This is a genomic window from Dysosmobacter sp. (genome assembly GCF_052306735.1).
Lineage (GTDB): Bacteria > Bacillota > Clostridia > Oscillospirales > Oscillospiraceae > Oscillibacter.
Map to the genome: position 1 here is coordinate 15,648 of NZ_DAWBAJ010000023.1, position 16,802 is coordinate 32,449.

At 60.3% G+C, this 16,802-nt stretch carries 13 protein-coding genes and 1 pseudogene; 2 read left to right on the plus strand and 12 right to left on the minus strand.

What is annotated here, in order from left to right; all coding sequences use genetic code 11:
- Window positions 1-5 precede the first annotated feature (5 nt).
- From ACT67G_RS07400 to ACT67G_RS07410, 3 genes are read right to left on the minus strand one after another with little or no spacing between them, the layout of a single operon-like run.
- A complete protein-coding gene (locus ACT67G_RS07400) occupies window positions 6-521 on the minus strand; it encodes a Gx transporter family protein (RefSeq protein ID WP_443663821.1) in 516 nt (171 codons plus the stop codon).
- Window positions 522-531: 10 nt separating this feature from the next.
- A complete protein-coding gene (locus tag ACT67G_RS07405; protein ID WP_326215626.1) occupies window positions 532-930 on the minus strand; it encodes a NusG domain II-containing protein in 399 nt (132 codons plus the stop codon).
- Window positions 914-1,966 (minus strand): FAD:protein FMN transferase, encoded by a 1,053-nt coding sequence (locus tag ACT67G_RS07410; RefSeq protein WP_325246093.1) that lies wholly within the window; start codon window positions 1,964-1,966, stop codon window positions 914-916. Before ACT67G_RS07410 ends, ACT67G_RS07405 begins: the two co-directional genes overlap by 17 nt.
- A 300-nt stretch (window positions 1,967-2,266) precedes the next feature.
- On the opposite strand from ACT67G_RS07410, the gene ACT67G_RS07415 reads away from it, so the two are divergent.
- The gene (locus tag ACT67G_RS07415; RefSeq protein ID WP_443663823.1) at window positions 2,267-3,031 is read left to right on the plus strand and encodes a hypothetical protein; all 765 of its coding nucleotides are present in this window, start codon (window positions 2,267-2,269) and stop codon (window positions 3,029-3,031) included.
- Window positions 3,032-3,098: 67 nt separating this feature from the next.
- Here the strand turns inward: ACT67G_RS07415 and ACT67G_RS07420 are convergent, their stop codons facing one another.
- From ACT67G_RS07420 to ACT67G_RS07435, 4 genes are all read right to left on the minus strand, one after another.
- Window positions 3,099-4,877, minus strand: coding sequence for a DUF4127 family protein (locus tag ACT67G_RS07420; protein WP_443663825.1), 1,779 nt, complete (start codon window positions 4,875-4,877; stop codon window positions 3,099-3,101).
- Window positions 4,878-4,957: 80 nt separating this feature from the next.
- Window positions 4,958-6,397, minus strand: coding sequence for a proline--tRNA ligase (gene proS, locus ACT67G_RS07425; RefSeq protein WP_326215630.1), 1,440 nt, complete (start codon window positions 6,395-6,397; stop codon window positions 4,958-4,960).
- 203 nt (window positions 6,398-6,600) lie between these two features.
- Window positions 6,601-8,142: a ribonuclease Y gene (gene rny / locus ACT67G_RS07430; RefSeq protein WP_325244287.1), complete on the minus strand. Its 1,542-nt coding sequence runs from the start codon at window positions 8,140-8,142 to the stop codon at window positions 6,601-6,603.
- Between the two features lie 224 nt (window positions 8,143-8,366).
- On the minus strand, window positions 8,367-9,110 hold the full coding sequence (locus ACT67G_RS07435) for an N-acetylmuramoyl-L-alanine amidase (protein ID WP_325244289.1): 744 nt from the start codon (window positions 9,108-9,110) through the stop codon (window positions 8,367-8,369).
- Between the two features lie 106 nt (window positions 9,111-9,216).
- Between ACT67G_RS07435 and ACT67G_RS07440 the strand changes: the two genes are divergently transcribed.
- The gene (locus tag ACT67G_RS07440) at window positions 9,217-10,446 is read left to right on the plus strand and encodes a class I SAM-dependent rRNA methyltransferase (RefSeq protein WP_443663828.1); all 1,230 of its coding nucleotides are present in this window, start codon (window positions 9,217-9,219) and stop codon (window positions 10,444-10,446) included.
- Window positions 10,447-10,527: 81 nt separating this feature from the next.
- Here ACT67G_RS07440 and ACT67G_RS07445 read toward each other — a convergent pair whose 3' ends face one another.
- The 5 genes and pseudogenes from ACT67G_RS07445 to ACT67G_RS07465 all read right to left on the minus strand — a co-directional run.
- Complete coding sequence (locus ACT67G_RS07445) at window positions 10,528-12,507, minus strand: S-layer homology domain-containing protein (protein ID WP_443663830.1); 1,980 nt, start codon at window positions 12,505-12,507, stop codon at window positions 10,528-10,530.
- A 12-nt stretch (window positions 12,508-12,519) separates the two neighbouring features.
- Window positions 12,520-13,770 carry an ABC transporter permease gene (locus tag ACT67G_RS07450; protein WP_443663832.1) on the minus strand — a complete coding sequence of 417 codons (1,251 nt, stop codon included), beginning with the start codon at window positions 13,768-13,770 and terminating at the stop codon, window positions 12,520-12,522.
- Window positions 13,767-14,462, minus strand: coding sequence for an ABC transporter ATP-binding protein (locus ACT67G_RS07455; RefSeq protein ID WP_325247948.1), 696 nt, complete (start codon window positions 14,460-14,462; stop codon window positions 13,767-13,769). Before ACT67G_RS07455 ends, ACT67G_RS07450 begins: the two co-directional genes overlap by 4 nt.
- A gap of 10 nt (window positions 14,463-14,472) precedes the next feature.
- Window positions 14,473-16,179 (minus strand): HlyD family efflux transporter periplasmic adaptor subunit, encoded by a 1,707-nt coding sequence (locus tag ACT67G_RS07460; RefSeq protein ID WP_325247950.1) that lies wholly within the window; start codon window positions 16,177-16,179, stop codon window positions 14,473-14,475.
- A 240-nt stretch (window positions 16,180-16,419) separates the two neighbouring features.
- Window positions 16,420-16,802 (minus strand): annotated as a pseudogene (locus ACT67G_RS07465) (TRAP transporter permease); the annotation flags it as partial.

Here is a 16,802-nt window from a genome sequence, read left to right on the forward strand (position 1 = left end):
GCATCTCATCCTTTCATCAGCTCTGTATGGGCCAGCGCCCGGAACAAGCACACGGCGATCAATCCCGTCAGCGCTCCGCTGAAAATCGATACGCCCAGCAAAACCGGCAGATAATAAAGGGGCGCGGTGTTGCCCAGAGTCAGGATCGCCGCCGCCACCTGGCCGCAGTTGTGGGCTGCGGCACCACCCACGGATACGCCGTAAACGGACAGTCTCCGCACATGGGAGAGCAGGATCATCACCAGCATGGCGGTAACGCCTCCCATCAGGGAAAAAATCAGGGCGTTGAGGTTTCCGGCAAACAGCGATCCCAGGATGCACCGGGCCGTCAGGATCATGAGAGCCTGCCTGGCTCCCAGGGCGTAGAGGGCAAAGAGGGTCACGATGTTGGCAAGGCCCAGCTTGATCCCCGGCAGGGGGATGGCGGCAGACAGGGGGATAAAATTCTCCATATAGGAAAGGGCCAGCGCCAGGGCGGTGAGTACCGCGCACAGCGTCAGTTCCCGGGTGGTAAGCTTCATGGTCTCCTCCTCATCCGATCACGGCATCCACGCCGCTGTCCGCCCCGCCGGTGAGTACCACAGATACCCGGGCCGGCAGGCACACGATGCTCTGGCCTGAGCGGGTGATAGTACCGGTATGAACGCAGTCCTGGGTAGGACAGTCGGAGGACACCATGCAGGCCCCCTCCCGGGTCAGCTCCAGATGCAGCGTGTAGCCTCCCGCCTGGAGCACCCGCTCCTCCGGTTCCGCCAGGGCCGAGAGATCCACCCGCTCCTGCTCCTCCCCGTCCACAGAGATCACCGCTGTGAGGCCGCCCTCTCCGCCGCCGCTCCAGAACACAGCGGCGCAGGCGATGGCCAGCGCCACCACCACGGCTGCCACCAGGGCGTCCCAAACCCGGGGACGCAGCTCAGGAGACCGTTTCACAGGTATATCCGCTCCCTTCATCCAGGGTAAATGCGTCGGCGATGCCCTCCGTCACCAGCACCCGTCCGTCCTGCGTCACCAGCACCAGGTCAAAGTCATATCCGCCGGTACGCCAGAAGTCCAGGGCCTTTTCCTCCCCCATGACGAACAGCGCCGTGGAAAAGGCGTCGCACATGGTGCCGCCGCCGGAGGCCCGGTCCGACACCACGGTGACGGAGGTCAGTCCGCTCTCCGCGGGGTATCCGGTAGCAGGATCGATAATATGGTGATACGTTTTCCCGTTGTCTTCAAAGTACCGCTGATAGCCGCCGGAGGTGACGGCAAAGGCATCCGAAAGCTCCAGCACTCCCACCAGGGCATTGCTGTCCTCCGGGTTGGCGGGATCCTGTACGCCCACCCGCCAGAGGCCGCCGTCGGGCCGGGTGCCCTTGGCGTAGATGTTGCCGCCCAGCCGGGCCAGGCCCCGGGGGATGTCCCACTTTTCATACAGGTCAGCCACCACGTCGGAGGCATATCCCTTGGCAATGGCGCCCAAATCGATCTGGGTGCCCGCATCCAGTTCCACGCCGTCCGCCGTCAGATGCACATGTTCCATGCCCACATGGGTCAGCAGTTCATCCAGCTCCGCTTGAGAGGGCACCCGGTAGGCATCCTCTGTAAAGCCCCAGGCGGAGGATACCGGCGCCAAGGTGATGTCAAAGGCGCCGCCGGTGGCCTGGCTGTACTCCATGGCCTTTTCAATAAGAGCCCGCACCTCCTCATCCGCGGCTGCGGCATCTCCGCTGTTGATGCGGGAGACGGCGCTATCCTCCCGAGTCCGGGAGAGCAGCGCCTCCAGCCGGTAGATCTCATCCTCCGACGCAAAAGCCGCGTCGGAGCTGTTTTCCCCGTAGGTACTGCAGATCATCACGGTATCCATGGCGAACACCTGCACGCTCTCCTCCGCCTCGTCCGGGCTGATGAGCGTGCCGCAGCCGGAGAGGGCCGCGGCTGCCGCCGCTGCCATCAACATGGCCATCAAACGCTTTGATTTCATAATATTCCCCCGCTGTTTTGCAGAAAATTCCGATTGATTGAGTATACCATGAATGTGCACATATCTCAACAGCCAATCCCCTGCTGTAAAATTGCGAAAATTTTCCTTTCAATGGGAACTTCTCCCGAAATTTTACAGTCTATAATCTGGAAGTACACCTTTTCGCCCCACCCCCCGCAAAAACCAGTGTGAATGACTTGCAAAATCGTTTGAAATCTGCTATACTACTTCAATGTGTCGGCAGATATCAGTGCATTTGCCGTGTAATTCCCAATTAAAATACCCTGGAGGTTGTTATAAATGGGCAAGAATCCAAACAGCAAGGCCAAGCCCGTCAAGCGGGACGAGCCTATGACCAGCGCAATGAAGTTTTTTCTGTGCGGCTGCGTGGCAGAGCTCTATCTGCTGGTAGTCCGCCGGTTCTATATCAACGGAACGCTGGAGCAGGTGGTTGCCTGGGACAGCTACCTCAACTATCTTCTGTATGTGGGCATCGGAGTGGCCGTTCTTGGCGCCATTCTCTCTGCTGTGTGGCATAAGCTGCCCAAGCGGCGTGCTATTGGCTGGGGCGTTCTGGCTGCCGGTGTGTTCCTGGCTGTGGCCAACTACCTGATCCGAGCCTATGTGGCTGCCGCCGTTACGCTTTTGTGCGTGATCGTCCCCGTGGTGATGCTGCTGGGGATCCTGTGGAGCCTCTATGACCGGGAGTGTGCCTGGTCGCTGACCATTCTGGGCGCCTCTTTGATCCTGCTGTGGATCTGCCGCCGGGAAATGAACAGCATGTATCTGGGCACCACGGTCAAGGTTCTGGCCGTTATCTATATCATCCTGTTGGCGGCTATGGCCTTCATGGCCCATCAGGCGGACAAAAACAGCGGCCTGATCGGAAAACTGCGGGTTCTGCCTGTGGACGCGGATGTACTGCCCGTTTATGTGGCCTGCGGTCTTTCCGCTGCCGCCATGGCGGCAGCTCTGGTGAGCACCACCGTTGCCTACTATGCCATCTGGGCCCTGGCCATCGTAGCCTTTGCCCTGGCTGTTTACTACACGGTCAAGCAGCTGTAAGCCTTTCAAAAAGCCCCGGAGCCATAGGCTCCGGGGCTTTTTTATGTGCCGAATCAAAGGGGTGGCCTCACTGATAGTAAAACCCCAGGATCTTTTCATGGGGCTGCGTAAACTCCCCCAGGCGAATGTCCATCCCAATTTCAAAAGCCCGATCCCAGGGGAAGCGGTAGTTGGTCAGCTCCACGCCGCCCCAGCCCCGCTCGGTATAGGACTCCAGGTTAGAGATAAAGTTGCTGTGCTCCAAGTTCTCCACCACATCCGCTGTAGCGGCGTCCATGCCGCTCTCCAGCCGGGACTGCACCGCTTCCAGATCGATAGCGGGCTGCCAGAAATTGTCGGGATTTCCCCCAAGATCATTGCGGATATAGGCGATGAGCTCCTCCCGCACCACATTCTTATAGCAGAAGTCCTTCAGGATACTGTCCGCCAGCGTCCGGGCAAAGGCCCGCTCCGTGGCTTCCGTCTGCTCTCCATGATGGAGGAACGCGTATCGGGCCACGCCGTGGCTGAGGGCTGTGCCGGTGACGATGGCCATATCCAAAAAGCCCGCGTAGCTCAAAAGCCACCCAAGCTCCGTCTCCTCCGTCAGCGCATCGTGGAACGCGGTACCGTATGTGCCGTTTCCGGCGTCAATGAGGACCACGGGCATTCCGGCTTTCCGACAGTCGTTGAGATCTGCGATCAGCGCCTCATAATACGCCGCCTTCTGCGCCTCATCGGCAGGCTGGGTCAACACCAAGATCCGCAGTTCTTCCGCTCCCGGATCCGCCTCTGTCAGGCCGAAGAAGTCAAAATGCTCCTCCATAATGGTGGTCAGGGGCTGATAGTCATAATCGCAGGCAGGCTGGTCCTCCGTGCCGCCGTAATAGCGCACACTCACATTCACCCCCTGCCAGCCGATCTCATCCAAATACAGCCGGGCAATGGCCTTGAAGGCCAGGTCATCCACCCCGGAGAGGAGGGCATCCCCCTCCCGCAGGAGGCTGCGCAGATAGGCAATTTCGTTTTTCTGGATACTGTCCTCCACGGAGGAGTCGTCAATGCCGATGAGAACGTGGAAATTCTCATATCCGGGCCGGGACACCGTCTCCAGCATCTGATCCGAGAGGCTCAGCTTCCGGGTTCGGGCGGAGAGATACTCCGCCACTTCCCACTCCTCCAAGCCGAATTCCGACAGTGCCAGCACTGTGCCGCCGGAGCCAAGACGGTAGTCCGCTTCAATGTTGGAGATGGTCAACTTCTCTCCCTCCAGAACCGGACGCCCTGCCATACCATAGGAGCGCAGGGCGTTATAACCCTCCAGATCCCAGTGGTCATATCCCACCGTGGGGGCCAGGCGCATGACACTCTCCAGCAGCCAGACCTGGTTGTCCGCATCCGCCGCCAGAGCCGCCAGCAGGTTGTCCAGCAGGGCCTCCTCCGTTAACGTGGTGCCGTCGGAGAGGGTGACGGGCTCTGACTCCCACAAGGACCGGGAGTTCACCAGTCCGCCGGAGAGCAGCTGATCCAGGGAGAGGATATAGCGGTCACAGCCCGCCGCCTCCTGGGCCAACACCCACTCATAGAGATCCGCCCGGTCGCCGTACTGGGTGCCGTTTTCATTGAGGGGCTGATCCTGCAGCCGGGTGCGGTAGTCGTCCGCTTCCGGCATAGCCAGCTCATAGCCCAGGGAGTCCGCCAGATACACCGCCCGTTCCACGTTATCCGGTCGGTCGTCCAGGGGGACATAGGCAATGACCGGCTCATCGGTGGGTGCGGACTCCTGATCCACCGGCTCCGTGCGCACCGCCCCGCAGCCGGAGAGCAGCAAGCAGGCCAGCATCGCTGCTAATAATCTTTGTTTCATACCGTCTCCTTTGTAAAAAACGCGGAGCCCGCAATATCTGCGGGCTCCGCGCAGTCATTGACGCCTCGCAGAGTCAGGACTCAGTAAGCCACGCCCCAGTAGATGTCCGTCTTGCAGGGCTTGCCGCACACGGGGCACACGCCCTCGGTTCCGCTCTGCTGGAGGGGCATGCACCGGGAGGTGACGCCGGCCCGCTCCTTCATGGCCAGCTCACACTCCAGGGAGCCGCACCACTTGGAACGCAGGAAGCCGCCCGGCCCTTCCGCAATGGCCTTGGCCTCTTCGGGAGTCTTGATATCGAAGGTGTTCTCCTCCCGGTTCTTGAGGGCCATGGCAAAGAGATTGTCGTGAACGGCATCCAGCAGCTCCTGCACCTTGGTCTCCAGCTCGCTGAGCGCCACAAACACCTTCTCACCGGTATCCCGGCGGGCGATGACGCACTGCTCTTTCTCCAGATCCTTGGGGCCGATCTCCACCCGCAGGGGCACGCCCTTCATCTCGTATTCAGCGAACTTCCAGCCGGGAGAGTTGTCGGAATCGTCCATCTTGGAGCGGATACCGGCGGCCTTCAGACGGTCCCGCAGGGCAGCGGCAGCGTCCAGCACACCGGGTTTGTGAGCCGCCACGGGAATCACCACCACCTGGACAGGGGCGATGCGGGGAGGCAGCACCAGGCCGTTATCGTCGCCGTGGGTCATGATGATGCCGCCGATCATCCGGGTGGAAACGCCCCAGCTGGTCTGGTGGGGATGGTGGGGCTGGTTGTCCTTACCGGCAAAGGTAATATCAAAAGCCTTGGCGAAGCCGTCGCCGAAGTAGTGGCTGGTGCCGGCCTGGAGGGCCTTGTGGTCGTGCATCATGCACTCCACGGTGTAGGTCTCCTCGGCGCCGTTGAACTTTTCCTTATCGGTCTTGCGGCCCCGGATCACCGGCATGGCCAGGACGTTTTCCATAAAGTCGGCATAGATGTTCAGCATCCGCATGGTCTCTTCCCGGGCCTCTTCGGCAGTGGCGTGCATGGTGTGGCCCTCCTGCCAGAGGAACTCCCGATGGCGCAGGAACGGACGGGAGGTCTTCTCCCAGCGCAGCACGGAGCACCACTGGTTGTAGAGCTTGGGCAGGTCACGCCAGGAGTGGATAATATTGGCGTAGTGCTCGCAGAAGAGGGTCTCGGAAGTGGGCCGGACACACATACGATCCTCCAGCTTCTCACTGCCGCCCATGGTGACCCAGGCGCACTCCGGGGCGAAGCCCTCCACATGATCCTTCTCCTTCTGGAGGAGGGACTCCGGGATCAGAACGGGAAGATACACGTTCTCATGCCCCGTCTCCTTGAACCGCCGGTCCAGCTCCGCCTGGATATTCTCCCAGATGGCGTAGCCGTAGGGGCGGTAGATGAAGAGGCCCTTGACGGAGGTATAGTCAATGAGCTCTGCCTTTTTGCAGACGTCGGTATACCACTGGGCAAAATCCACGTCCCGGCTGGTAATGGCGTCTACCTGTCTTTTATCCTGTGCCATATCTCTCAAATCCTTTGCTTCTTTATTATGAAATCACGGGTGAATGTGCGGTTTTCACTGAATTTATATTGTATCGGTTCCACCCGGAAATGTCAACCGCTACGGGGCCCCCACCGGGGCAAAATACCCGCTTGGCCGTCCATGCCGCCCTGTCCGGGCAAAAAGAAGCGGAGCGCAGCGCGCTCCGCTTCTCAAGAGACTGGTTACTTGGCGTATTCCACCACTTTGGTCTCCCGCAGGACATGAACCTTGATCTGACCGGGGTACTCCATTTCCTCTTCGATCTTCTTGGCCAGATCCCGGGCCAGAATGACCATCTGATCCTCGGACACCTGCTCGGGCTTGACCATGACCCGCACCTCGCGGCCAGCCTGGATAGCGTAGGCCTTATCCACACCGGGATAGGAGCCGGTGATGGTCTCCAGCTGCTCCAGCCGCTTGATGTAGTTCTCCAGGTTCTCCCGCCGGGCACCGGGCCGGGCAGCGGAAATGGCGTCTGCCGCCTGTACCAGGCAGGCCACAATGGTGCGGGGCTCTACATCGTTGTGATGGGCCTCAATGGCGTGGATGATGTCGTCCCGCTCCTTGTACTTGCGGGCAAACTCCACGCCCAGGGAGACGTGGGTACCCTCCAGCTCGTGATCCACGGCCTTGCCCAGGTCGTGGAGCAATCCGGCACGCTTGGCGGCCTGGACATCGGCGCCCAGCTCCGCGGCCATCATACCGGCGATATGGCTGACTTCGATGGAGTGCTGGAGCACGTTCTGGCCGTAACTGGTACGGTAGTGGAGCCGGCCCAGCATCTTCACCAGCTCCGGGTGCAGGTTCCGCACACCGCACTCAAAGGTGGCGCGCTCGCCCTCGGCCTTGATGGTGGCCTCCACCTCCCGGCGGGCCTTCTCCACCATTTCCTCAATATGGGTGGGATGGATCCGGCCGTCGGCGATGAGCTTCTCCAGAGCCAGGCGGGCGATCTCACGCCGCACAGGCTCAAAGCAGGAGACAGTGATGGCCTCCGGCGTATCGTCGATGATGAGATCCACACCGGTGAGGGTCTCGATGGTACGGATATTGCGGCCTTCGCGGCCGATGATACGGCCCTTCATCTCGTCATTGGGCAGGGGAACCACACTGACGGTCATCTCGGCCACCTGATCGGCGGCGCACCGCTGAATGGCCTGCGCCACCACTTCCCGGGCGCGGGCCTCGCACTCTTCCTTCATCCGGGACTCCACCTCTTTGATCTTGAGGGCAGTCTCGTGGGTCACTTCCGCTTCCACCTGATCGATGAGGTACTGCTTTGCCTCCTCCGCGGTAAAGCCGGAAATGCGCTCCAGCATCTCAGTCTGGCTGCGCTTGATGACCTTGATCTCTTCATTTTCCTTGTCCAGAGCGGCGTGCTTCTGGGCCAGGGACTCTTCCTTCTTTTCCAAAGCCTCGGTCTTGCGGTCGAGGCTCTCTTCCTTTTGCTGCAGACGATTTTCCTGCCGCTGCAGGTCGGCTCTGCGTGACTTCTCTTCCTTCTCGTATTCGCTGCGGTTTTTCAAAATCTCTTCTTTGGCTTCCAGCAGTGCCTCTTTCTTCTTAGTTTCGGCGCTCTTGATGGCCTCATTGATGATGCGCTTTCCCTCTTCTTCTGCGCTTGAGATTTCCTTTTCGGACACATTCTTCCGATAGCGAATACCGAGAGGGAAGCAAATCACACCGCCGACCACCAGCCCGATCAGGGCGATGACGATTTCCACGGTTGGTGATACCTCCTCATTGATTCCGGTATTGATTCGCTGTATATGCAGACCGGGCCGGCAAACGGCCCGGCCGCACAGTTCAGAAAACAATCGGACGGCACCCCTGCTGTCCTCCGATGATTATCCGTTTTTAGTTTAATCGTTTGAAGTGGCCCTGTCAAGCAAAAGTGTGGGTTTGGTCATACCCGTCCGGATTTTGGCTTGAATGGTCCCCAGCCTTTTCACTGTGCCTCGATATAGGCCGCGGCGGCATAGCCCACAGTCTCCCCATAGTGAACCACATACCACCCTTCCCACTCGCCGTAGATGGTGACAGGGGCTCCATTGGGCAGATTGGCCAGGATGTTCCCGGAGGAATCCGGATAATCCCGCAGATTCAGCGTTCCATAGCCCACATTCACCCTGCCCTGCACCGGCTCCATGGGATAGATAAAGGGCAGGCCAAAAAACTCCGTCAGGGCCCGGGCCAACTGCTGGGCGATGGCGTCCCGGTGTCCCTCCACCCACTGGGCGTCGGCGTAGTTGTCGTGATATCCGATCTCTACCAGCACCGCCGGAAACCGGGGCTGACGCACCTCGCCCAGCGAAGTGGTGGCCCGGGTGGTGACTTTCCGGGGAAGCGGATAAATCTGCCGGAGCTCCTGGGCAATGAGCTCCGCCCCCCGCTGCCCCTCGCTGCTGCCGGGATAGTAGAAAGCGATGATCCCCCGCTCCTCTCCGTAGCGCCCCTCAGGGGCAGCGTTGGAGTGCAGGGCCAGATAGAAGTCATACTCCCCGGCGTTGGCCTCCCGGATGGAAGAGGCGGCGGTCATCTCCGGGCGGTTTCGCCGGTACCGGATCCCGTTGGAGAGCAGATAGGGCTCCAGGGCATCCGCCAGCAGATTCATATTGTACTCCTCTGACCCGCTGCCGGTGACATATTGATTCCACTCCTGGGTGGACGGGCTCAAATAGATAATGGGCATGGTCTCCCCTCCTCATTTTGATTGCCTGTATTCCATGGATATGGCAATCCGGCAAAAAATGTGCTACACTGGGGAAAATCAACTGCCGCAGGAAAGGAACGCCACCATGAAAACACAACGGGACTATCCTAAATACACCGTCACACCCAAGGCGGAGGCCGCCATTCTCCGGGGCCACCCCTGGGTCTACGACGCGGAGGTACTTGCTGCTGAAGAGGGCGCGGAAAACGGCGGTCTCGTGGATGTGGTCAGCAAAAAGGACCGGTACCTGGGCACCGGCTTTTTGTCGGAGCACTCCAAGATCCGCGTCCGCCTGATCTCCCGCAATGCCAACGACCGGTTTGATGCGGCCTTCTGGCAGCGCAAGCTCCGCTGGGCATGGGATTACCGCAAGGCTGTCATGTCGGCGGAGGATCTGGACGCCTGCCGCATTATCTTCGGAGAGGCGGATGCCTTCCCGGGCCTGACCGTGGACAAGTTCCACGATCTTCTCTCCATCCAGGTTCTCTCCGTGGGCATGGAGCGCATCAAGGATCACCTGATCCCGGAACTGGTGTCCATTCTCCGGGAAGACGGCCAGGCCATCCGGGGCGTCTTTGAACGCAACGACGTGGCATTGCGGGAAAAAGAAGGCCTTGCACAGGAAAAGCGCTGGTTCCCCCTGCCGGGAGAGGCTGTGCCGGATTCCCCCATAACGGAGATCATGGAAAACGGCGTGAAATACCTGGTGGACGTGGAAAACGGCCAGAAAACCGGCTTTTTCCTGGACCAGAAGTACAACCGCCGGGCAGTGGCCCGCCTGGCCAGGGGCCGCACGGTGCTGGACTGCTTCACCCACACCGGCTCCTTCGCCCTCAACGCCGCCATGGGCGGCGCCGCCCACGTCACCGCCGTGGACGTGTCGGAATCCGCCGTGGAGATGGCCCGGGCCAACGCGGAGCGCAACGGCCTGGACGGCGTGATGGAATGCGTGGCGGCCAATGTCTTTGACCTGCTGCCCGCTCTGGAAAAGGAGCCCAAGCGCTACGACTTCATCATCCTGGATCCGCCGGCCTTCACCAAGTCCCGCAAGACGGTGCACAACGCCCTGGCCGGCTACAAGGAGATCAACTACCGGGCCATGCGTCTGCTGCCCCGAGGCGGCCTGCTGGCCACCTGCTCCTGCTCCCACTTTGCAACGGAGGAGAAGTTCGTGGCCATGCTCCACGACGCCGCCCGGGACGCCGGGGTGCAGCTGCGGCAGATCGAAGCCCGGCAGCAATCCTGTGACCACCCCATCCTCTGGGGGGTGGAGGAGACCAATTATCTGAAATTCTACCTCTTCCAGGTGGTGTAAGGCTCCGCAGCTTTTCCGCTTTTACCAAAAAACCAGGACGCGCGATGGCGCGTCCTGGTTTTTTCTTGTTCCGGAATGGACTCAGCCGCCCACTTCCACCACATAGACCACGCCGTCCTTGACGTGGAGGTTGAAGGTGTCCGCATAGGCCCTGGCCGCATCCAGGGTGATCCACATCCGTCCGTCGGAGTTGTAGCACAGAACGGTGTTGGGATCCAGGGTATACGTCCTGCCGCCGAAGGTCACGGCGGAGGTGCCGATCCAGGAGCTGGCGGGCACATTGCGCAGCTCCGTCAGCTTGGACATGGATACGAAGCCCGTACCCTGGGAATTCAGCTTGGCCGTCACGAAGTCGCCGGATTTGACACCGTAGCGCACACCGAAGGGACCCACCCGCTGGTCGGAGCCGTTGCCAAACTCCAATCCCACGCGGTCATCCCACTTGGAGCCCACAACATTGCCCTCGTCGTCATACACCGGCGACTGGGTGCTCTCCACAAAGACGCGGCCCACCAGCTGATCCACAGTCCGGTTCAGGACAATGAGATCCACTTCACCGGCCCAGTTGGCCCGGGCGTAGAGGATCTGGCTGTCCGGCACCTGATCCATCGTCAGCTGATTGATGCCGATGGCCCTGCCGCCGTCAAAGATCAGGACATTTTCCGCCAGAGGCCGGCTGCCCATTCTCCTGGCGCTCACCAGTAGGTCGCCGGAGAGGCCGTTCTTCTGATCGCTCAGGGAGACCTTTTCCTTCTGGCTGGCCGCAATGCGCACCGCCTGACCGTTGTGCTCGGCGGCGCCGGGCACGTTGTCCAGCTGGATGGTGCTGCCGCCGCAGACCAGGTAGACTTTGCCGTCCCAAACCACGCCCACGGCGTTGGAGCGGGTGGCGTTGGCGCTGGGATCCGCCGCTCCGGCCACCTGGCCGTCCACCGTCAGCAGCAGGGTCACTGCATCGCCGGGCTTGTATCTGGACAGGCTCTCCACCGCTGTGGGCAGCACGTTGAAGGTGTGGCCCAGGGCTGTGATGGTAGTGGGAGACTGGGGATTGGGCGCGCAGTTCTCATAGTAAACCGTGATGCGGGTATCGCACACCCGGATGGAATTGGTACCGGGGGCATAGACCGCCACATCGTTCTTGCGCAGGTCTGCGATGGTGGCAGGTGCGCCGTTCTTGTAAATGGTATAGTTGTTGTTGCCTGCCAGGGCGCTCAAGCCGGCCGCAGAGCCATCCTCCGTGATGATGACCGCCGCGGACGTGCTGGAGCTGCTGCCGCCGCTGTTGGGCAGGAACGTCAGAGCCTTTCCATCCGCCGTCTGGACCACCCGGCCATGGGTACCCACCAGGGTCGTATCTCCCACCGCATGAACCATGGGATAGATCTTGCCGTCGCTGGTCTTCATGGTGCCGGCGCCGCCGTCCACGGACACCAGATCCGTCTCCTCGCTGAGGGTATACAGGGTGCCGCCCTCGGCGCCCTCCATCTCCAGGAGATTGCGGAACAGACGGGCCGCCTGTCCTCTGGTAAGGCCGGCGTTTCCATTGGTGGATACGCCCTCGGTCAGGCCGATGGTGGCCGCTACCGCCATATAGCTGTCCGGCCAGACACCGCCGATATTTTCGTCCTTATACCCCAGGATCCGCAGCAGCACAGTCACGGCGTGTCCCACCGTAACGGTGCGTTCAGGATAGAAGCGCCCGTCGGGATAGCCGGAGATGATGTTCTTGCCTTTTGCCGCCATGTTGATATAGCTGGCCGCCCAGTGAGAGGGCTTCACATCCGGGAAAACTGTCACCGTGCTGTACCGCCCCAGCTCACTGGAGCCGTTCATGGCGTAAACCGCCATCTTGCAGAACTGTGCCCGGTTCAAAACGGTACCGGGCCGGAACGTGCCGTCTGCGTATCCGTCCAGGACGCCCATCAGCCGCAGCACCTCCGCCGACTGCCGGATCGTGGGATCCGACACATCGGAAAAGCGGGTGGTGGCCGCCGCTGCGGGCAGCATGAGGCTCAGTGCCGCGCAGACAGCCAGCACCCAGGCCAAAAATCTTCGTTTCATATCGTTCCCTCCTTATTCTGCCCGCAGCGCTTCCACAGGCTGGAGCTTAGACGCCTTTGCCGCCGGATAGATTCCGAACAGGATCCCCAGCACCACCGACAGCATGAATGCCCCCAACGTAATGGGCACCGATGGCCAGATATCCATATGTACCAGCAGTTTTCCGGTGATGCGGGTAGCCACGGTTCCTATGGAAAGCCCGATGATGCCGCCGATGCCGCAGAGCATGGCCGCCTCGATCAGGAACTGCGTGACAATGGAGCTGCGCTCAGCGCCGATAGCCCGGCGGATACCGATTTCACGGGTCCGCTCCGTAACGGTCACCAGCATGATATTCATGATGCCGATACCGCCTACCAGCAGCGAGATGGCGGCGATGCCGCCCAGCACCATGCTCATCATAGCTGCCTGCTCATTGAGGGTATTTTGCCACTGGTTGTCGCTGTATGCGTTGCCCCAACCCCGGTCCCCGTTTCCCGTCAGGCCGGAGAGAAAGCCGTTGATCCGGCTGATGGCCTCGTCCGTTGCGTCCCGGGACGCGGCCTTTACCACAAAGTCGCTGATGCTCTGACCGGGGCTGATCAGCCGGGACGCGGTATAGGGGAAGATGATGACATTATCCTGGGAAAAGGCGCTGTCCGGATCCTTTTCCTTGTAAACACCCACCACCTTGAAGGGGTAGCCGTTTACCGTGAGATCCTTCCCCAGCGGATCCGCATATCCGAAGAAGTTGCGGGCTGCCCGGGCGCCCATGACACACACCTGATTGTACTGGCGGATATCCAGAAAGCTCAGGTCCCGCCCTTTCTCCAGCTGATAATTGTTGCACACTGCATACTGGTCGCTGCCGTAATACAGGTCGGGAGGCAGTTCCACATCCGTGCGGATGGCACCGTTTTCCCCGAACATATTCTCCTGGTTTTTCTGCATGGTGTTGCTGTTTTTTGTTCCATAGGACACCGTGGCGCTGGCCATTCCGGAAGGCGTCACGCCCACCACCAAATCCTTTCCCAGGCTGTTGCAATAGTTGTACAGATCCTCGAAGCTGTCCTGACCGCTGTATAGATACAGCGACACACTGATGCGGTTGGTGCCCATGGCCTCAAACTGTTTGAGGGATTGCTGGTTTTGTCCGTTGACCACCGACACGATGGTCATGACGGAGGCGATACCGATGATGATGCCCAGCATGGTGAGGATGGACCGGCCCTTATTGCCCAGAATGGACCGCAGGGCCATCTTCATTGCCTGTCGGATATTCAAAACCAGTCCACCTCCTGCTGCCGGTCCTCCACGATCTTGCCGTCCTGCAGCCGGACGCACCGGCGGGCCGTGGCGGCGATGCCGTTATCGTGGGTAATGAGGATCACCGTGCTGCCCTCTTTGTTCAGCTGCTGCAAGAACCGCAGTACCTCCTGTCCGGTGTGGGAGTCCAGGGCGCCGGTGGGCTCGTCGGCCATAATGATGGGGGGATGGGCGGCGATGGCCCGGGCAATGGCCACCCGCTGCTGCTGGCCGCCGGACATCTGGGTGGGCCGGTGCTTGTACCGGCTTACCAGCCCCACCCGCTCCAGGGCGTTCATGGCCATATCATAGCGGTCATCGGCCTTGATCCCCTGGTAAATCAGAGGCAGCTCCACATTTTCCAGCACCGTGAGGCTCTGGATCAGGTTGTACTGCTGGAAGATAAACCCGATCTGCTTGTTGCGGATATGGGAGAGCTCCTTGTCTGTCAGCTCCCGCACATCGGTGCCGTCCAGCAGGTAGGTTCCCCGGGTGGGGATATCCAGGCAGCCCAGCACGTTCATCATGGTGGACTTACCGGAACCGGACTGGCCCACCACCGCCACGAATTCACCGCGGTCGATGTTCAGGCTCACGCCGTCCAGGGCCCGGACTTCGCTTTCCAGTCCCTCCCCGTAAATCTTGTAGACGTCTTGAATCTCAATCAGCATGGCGTCCACCTTACATCATTCCCGTGGTCGGAGCGGTGGTAAAGACCTCCGTTCCCTCCTCCACACCGGACTTGATCTCCACATTGTACTCATCGGAAATGCCGGTCTCCACAGGCACCGGCCAGAAGCCCTTATCCGGCAGGCCGTCCACGGTGACAGACACATCGATGGCGTTGTCCGGCCGGGTATCAGACTTGACGAACAGCACATCCGCCGCGCTGCCATCCTCCAGCGGTACGGACTTGACGCACTGGATGGGAACCACCAGGCAGTTGTCATTCTCGCTGGCGGTAAGCTTGTAGTTGACATAGCTGCCGGTCATCAGGGAGCCGTCGGGATTGTCCACACTGATGACCATGGGATAGGTAGCCACGCCGTTTTCCGCCTTGGAGTTAAGGCTCACCGTATCCACGGTGCCGTAGAAGGTGGTGCCCCACTGGTCGATCTCCACCGGCATGCCGGGCTTGACGTAGCTGACGTTCCGCTCGTCCACGGTGGCGTCCACCACGATGGTGGAGGTATCCGCGATGGTGATGACGGCGGTGTTTGCCTCCACTTCGCTGCCGGGGGTCAGGATCAGGCCGATGACCGTACCGCTGATGGGCGCCACGGCGCTGCAGTTGGCCAGGTTTTCCTCCGCAGTGGCCAGAGTCTTGCGGGCTTCCTCCAGGCTCTGCTGGACGGTGAAGATCTCGCTTTCACTGCTCTCGCCGTCGATGCGCACCAGCACCTGGCCCTGGGACACCTGGAGATAATCCACCAGGCTGCTGGAGATCACCGTGCCGCTGACGGTGGAACACAGATCGCCGGTGCGGTAGTATTCCAGCTTGCCGGGCTCATAGGGATAGACCTTCTCGCCGGAGGCGGTCACAGCGGTGGCGGAGGCGATCATGTCAGCGGTCAGTGCGCCGTCATTTTGAATGATGATCTCCGCGGAGAAGAGCTTGGAGCCCTCCGGGGTGATGCGGCTGACCATATGGACGGACTCCACCGTTCCCTTCAGGGAGCTCATCAGGGCGGGAATGGAAACATCCACAGTCTGTCCGGCTTTGATCTGGCCCTCATAGGCGTAGCTGTAATACTGCTCCAGGCGCAGGCGGGTATCGTCGGAGAGGGTGGCCACCTTATCGCCTTTGTTGATGGTATCGCCGGGGTTCAGGGTCACCACATCCATCAGCTTGCCGGGATATCCAGCCGCCAGATTCAGTCCCGCAATGTCCTTTTGCAGGGTGTTCAGCTGCTTCTCATATCCCTCCACATCCGTGCGGGCCTTCTGTACGGCGGTGCGGGCGGCCTCGGAATCCACCACGAACAGGGGATCCCCCTCATTGACCATCTGTCCCTCGGTAACCATGACCTCCTGGACTGTTCCAGGGGTAGTCAGGGTAATGGTCTCGCTGTTTTTGGCCTTGGTAAGGCCATTGCCCTCCACCGTGGAGGTGATGGCGCCATAGCTGACCACATCGGTGACAATCTGGGTATCTCCCGGGCTCCGTCCCTTCCAGAACTTCACCCCTCCGATCACCAGAGCCACCACTATCACCAGGGCAATGCCCCGCCGGATGATCTGCCGTTTCTTTTTCCGGGGCATACCGCGCCATGTCTCTTTGAGCCCTTTCCGGGCCGTCCCCCCTTCCGGAGCCGCCTGCGCCATATTCTCCGGGGCAGACGCAGCCTGGGGCAGGTCGTTCTGTTCCAAATCCTTGACTTCAGCCATGATACGATCTCCTCTTTTTCGTCAGTCCGTATTAACTGTACTACCCATGCTAGTACACCCTGTCAGGCAAAGCAACAACAAAACAGTTACAGTTTTGTGGTATTTTGAGAAATTTTTCCTTCCCTTTCCGTACCTGCAACAGCTTATTTTTAATAGACGGTATTCCATGCCAAAAAGTTGTCCCGACGGCAAAAAAAGCCGCGTTCTCTGAGAGAACGCGGCTTTTTCGAAAAAGGAAGATCAGGCGGCGGCTGCCTTCTTGGCCAGAGCCCGCTGGGCCAGCACCACACCTACCACCACCACAAGGCCGGCGATATCCGTCACGGCACCGGGAATCAGCATGCCCAGGCCGCCAGCAATCAGCAGGATACGGAACAGGGGATTGATCCGGCAGTAGAGGAAGCCGTTGAAGGCTGCCGCCACGCCGAAGATACCCAGCAGTGCGGTGATGCAGATCTGTACCACCTCAAAGCTGCTGCCCACATCGATGAAGAGCATCTGGGGGCTCACTGCAAAGATGTAAGGCACGATAAAGGCCGCAATGGCCAGCTTCGTTGCATTGATACCGGTCTTCATGGGATCCGCCTTGGCAATGGCGCTGCCGGCATAGGCCGCCAGGGCCA

What these genes read in the sequence shown, in the direction of transcription:
- ACT67G_RS07400 (WP_443663821.1), bottom strand. Translation starts at nt 521, where the DNA reads ATGAAGCTTACCACCCGGGAACTGACGCTGTGCGCGGTACTCACCGCC.
- ACT67G_RS07410 (WP_325246093.1), bottom strand. Translation starts at nt 1,966, where the DNA reads ATGAAATCAAAGCGTTTGATGGCCATGTTGATGGCAGCGGCGGCAGCC.
- ACT67G_RS07415 (WP_443663823.1), top strand. Translation starts at nt 2,267, where the DNA reads ATGGGCAAGAATCCAAACAGCAAGGCCAAGCCCGTCAAGCGGGACGAG.
- ACT67G_RS07420 (WP_443663825.1), bottom strand. Translation starts at nt 4,877, where the DNA reads ATGAAACAAAGATTATTAGCAGCGATGCTGGCCTGCTTGCTGCTCTCC.
- proS (WP_326215630.1), bottom strand. Translation starts at nt 6,397, where the DNA reads ATGGCACAGGATAAAAGACAGGTAGACGCCATTACCAGCCGGGACGTG.
- ACT67G_RS07435 (WP_325244289.1), bottom strand. Translation starts at nt 9,110, where the DNA reads ATGCCCATTATCTATTTGAGCCCGTCCACCCAGGAGTGGAATCAATAT.
- ACT67G_RS07440 (WP_443663828.1), top strand. Translation starts at nt 9,217, where the DNA reads ATGAAAACACAACGGGACTATCCTAAATACACCGTCACACCCAAGGCG.
- ACT67G_RS07445 (WP_443663830.1), bottom strand. Translation starts at nt 12,507, where the DNA reads ATGAAACGAAGATTTTTGGCCTGGGTGCTGGCTGTCTGCGCGGCACTG.
- ACT67G_RS07455 (WP_325247948.1), bottom strand. Translation starts at nt 14,462, where the DNA reads ATGCTGATTGAGATTCAAGACGTCTACAAGATTTACGGGGAGGGACTG.
- ACT67G_RS07460 (WP_325247950.1), bottom strand. Translation starts at nt 16,179, where the DNA reads ATGGCTGAAGTCAAGGATTTGGAACAGAACGACCTGCCCCAGGCTGCG.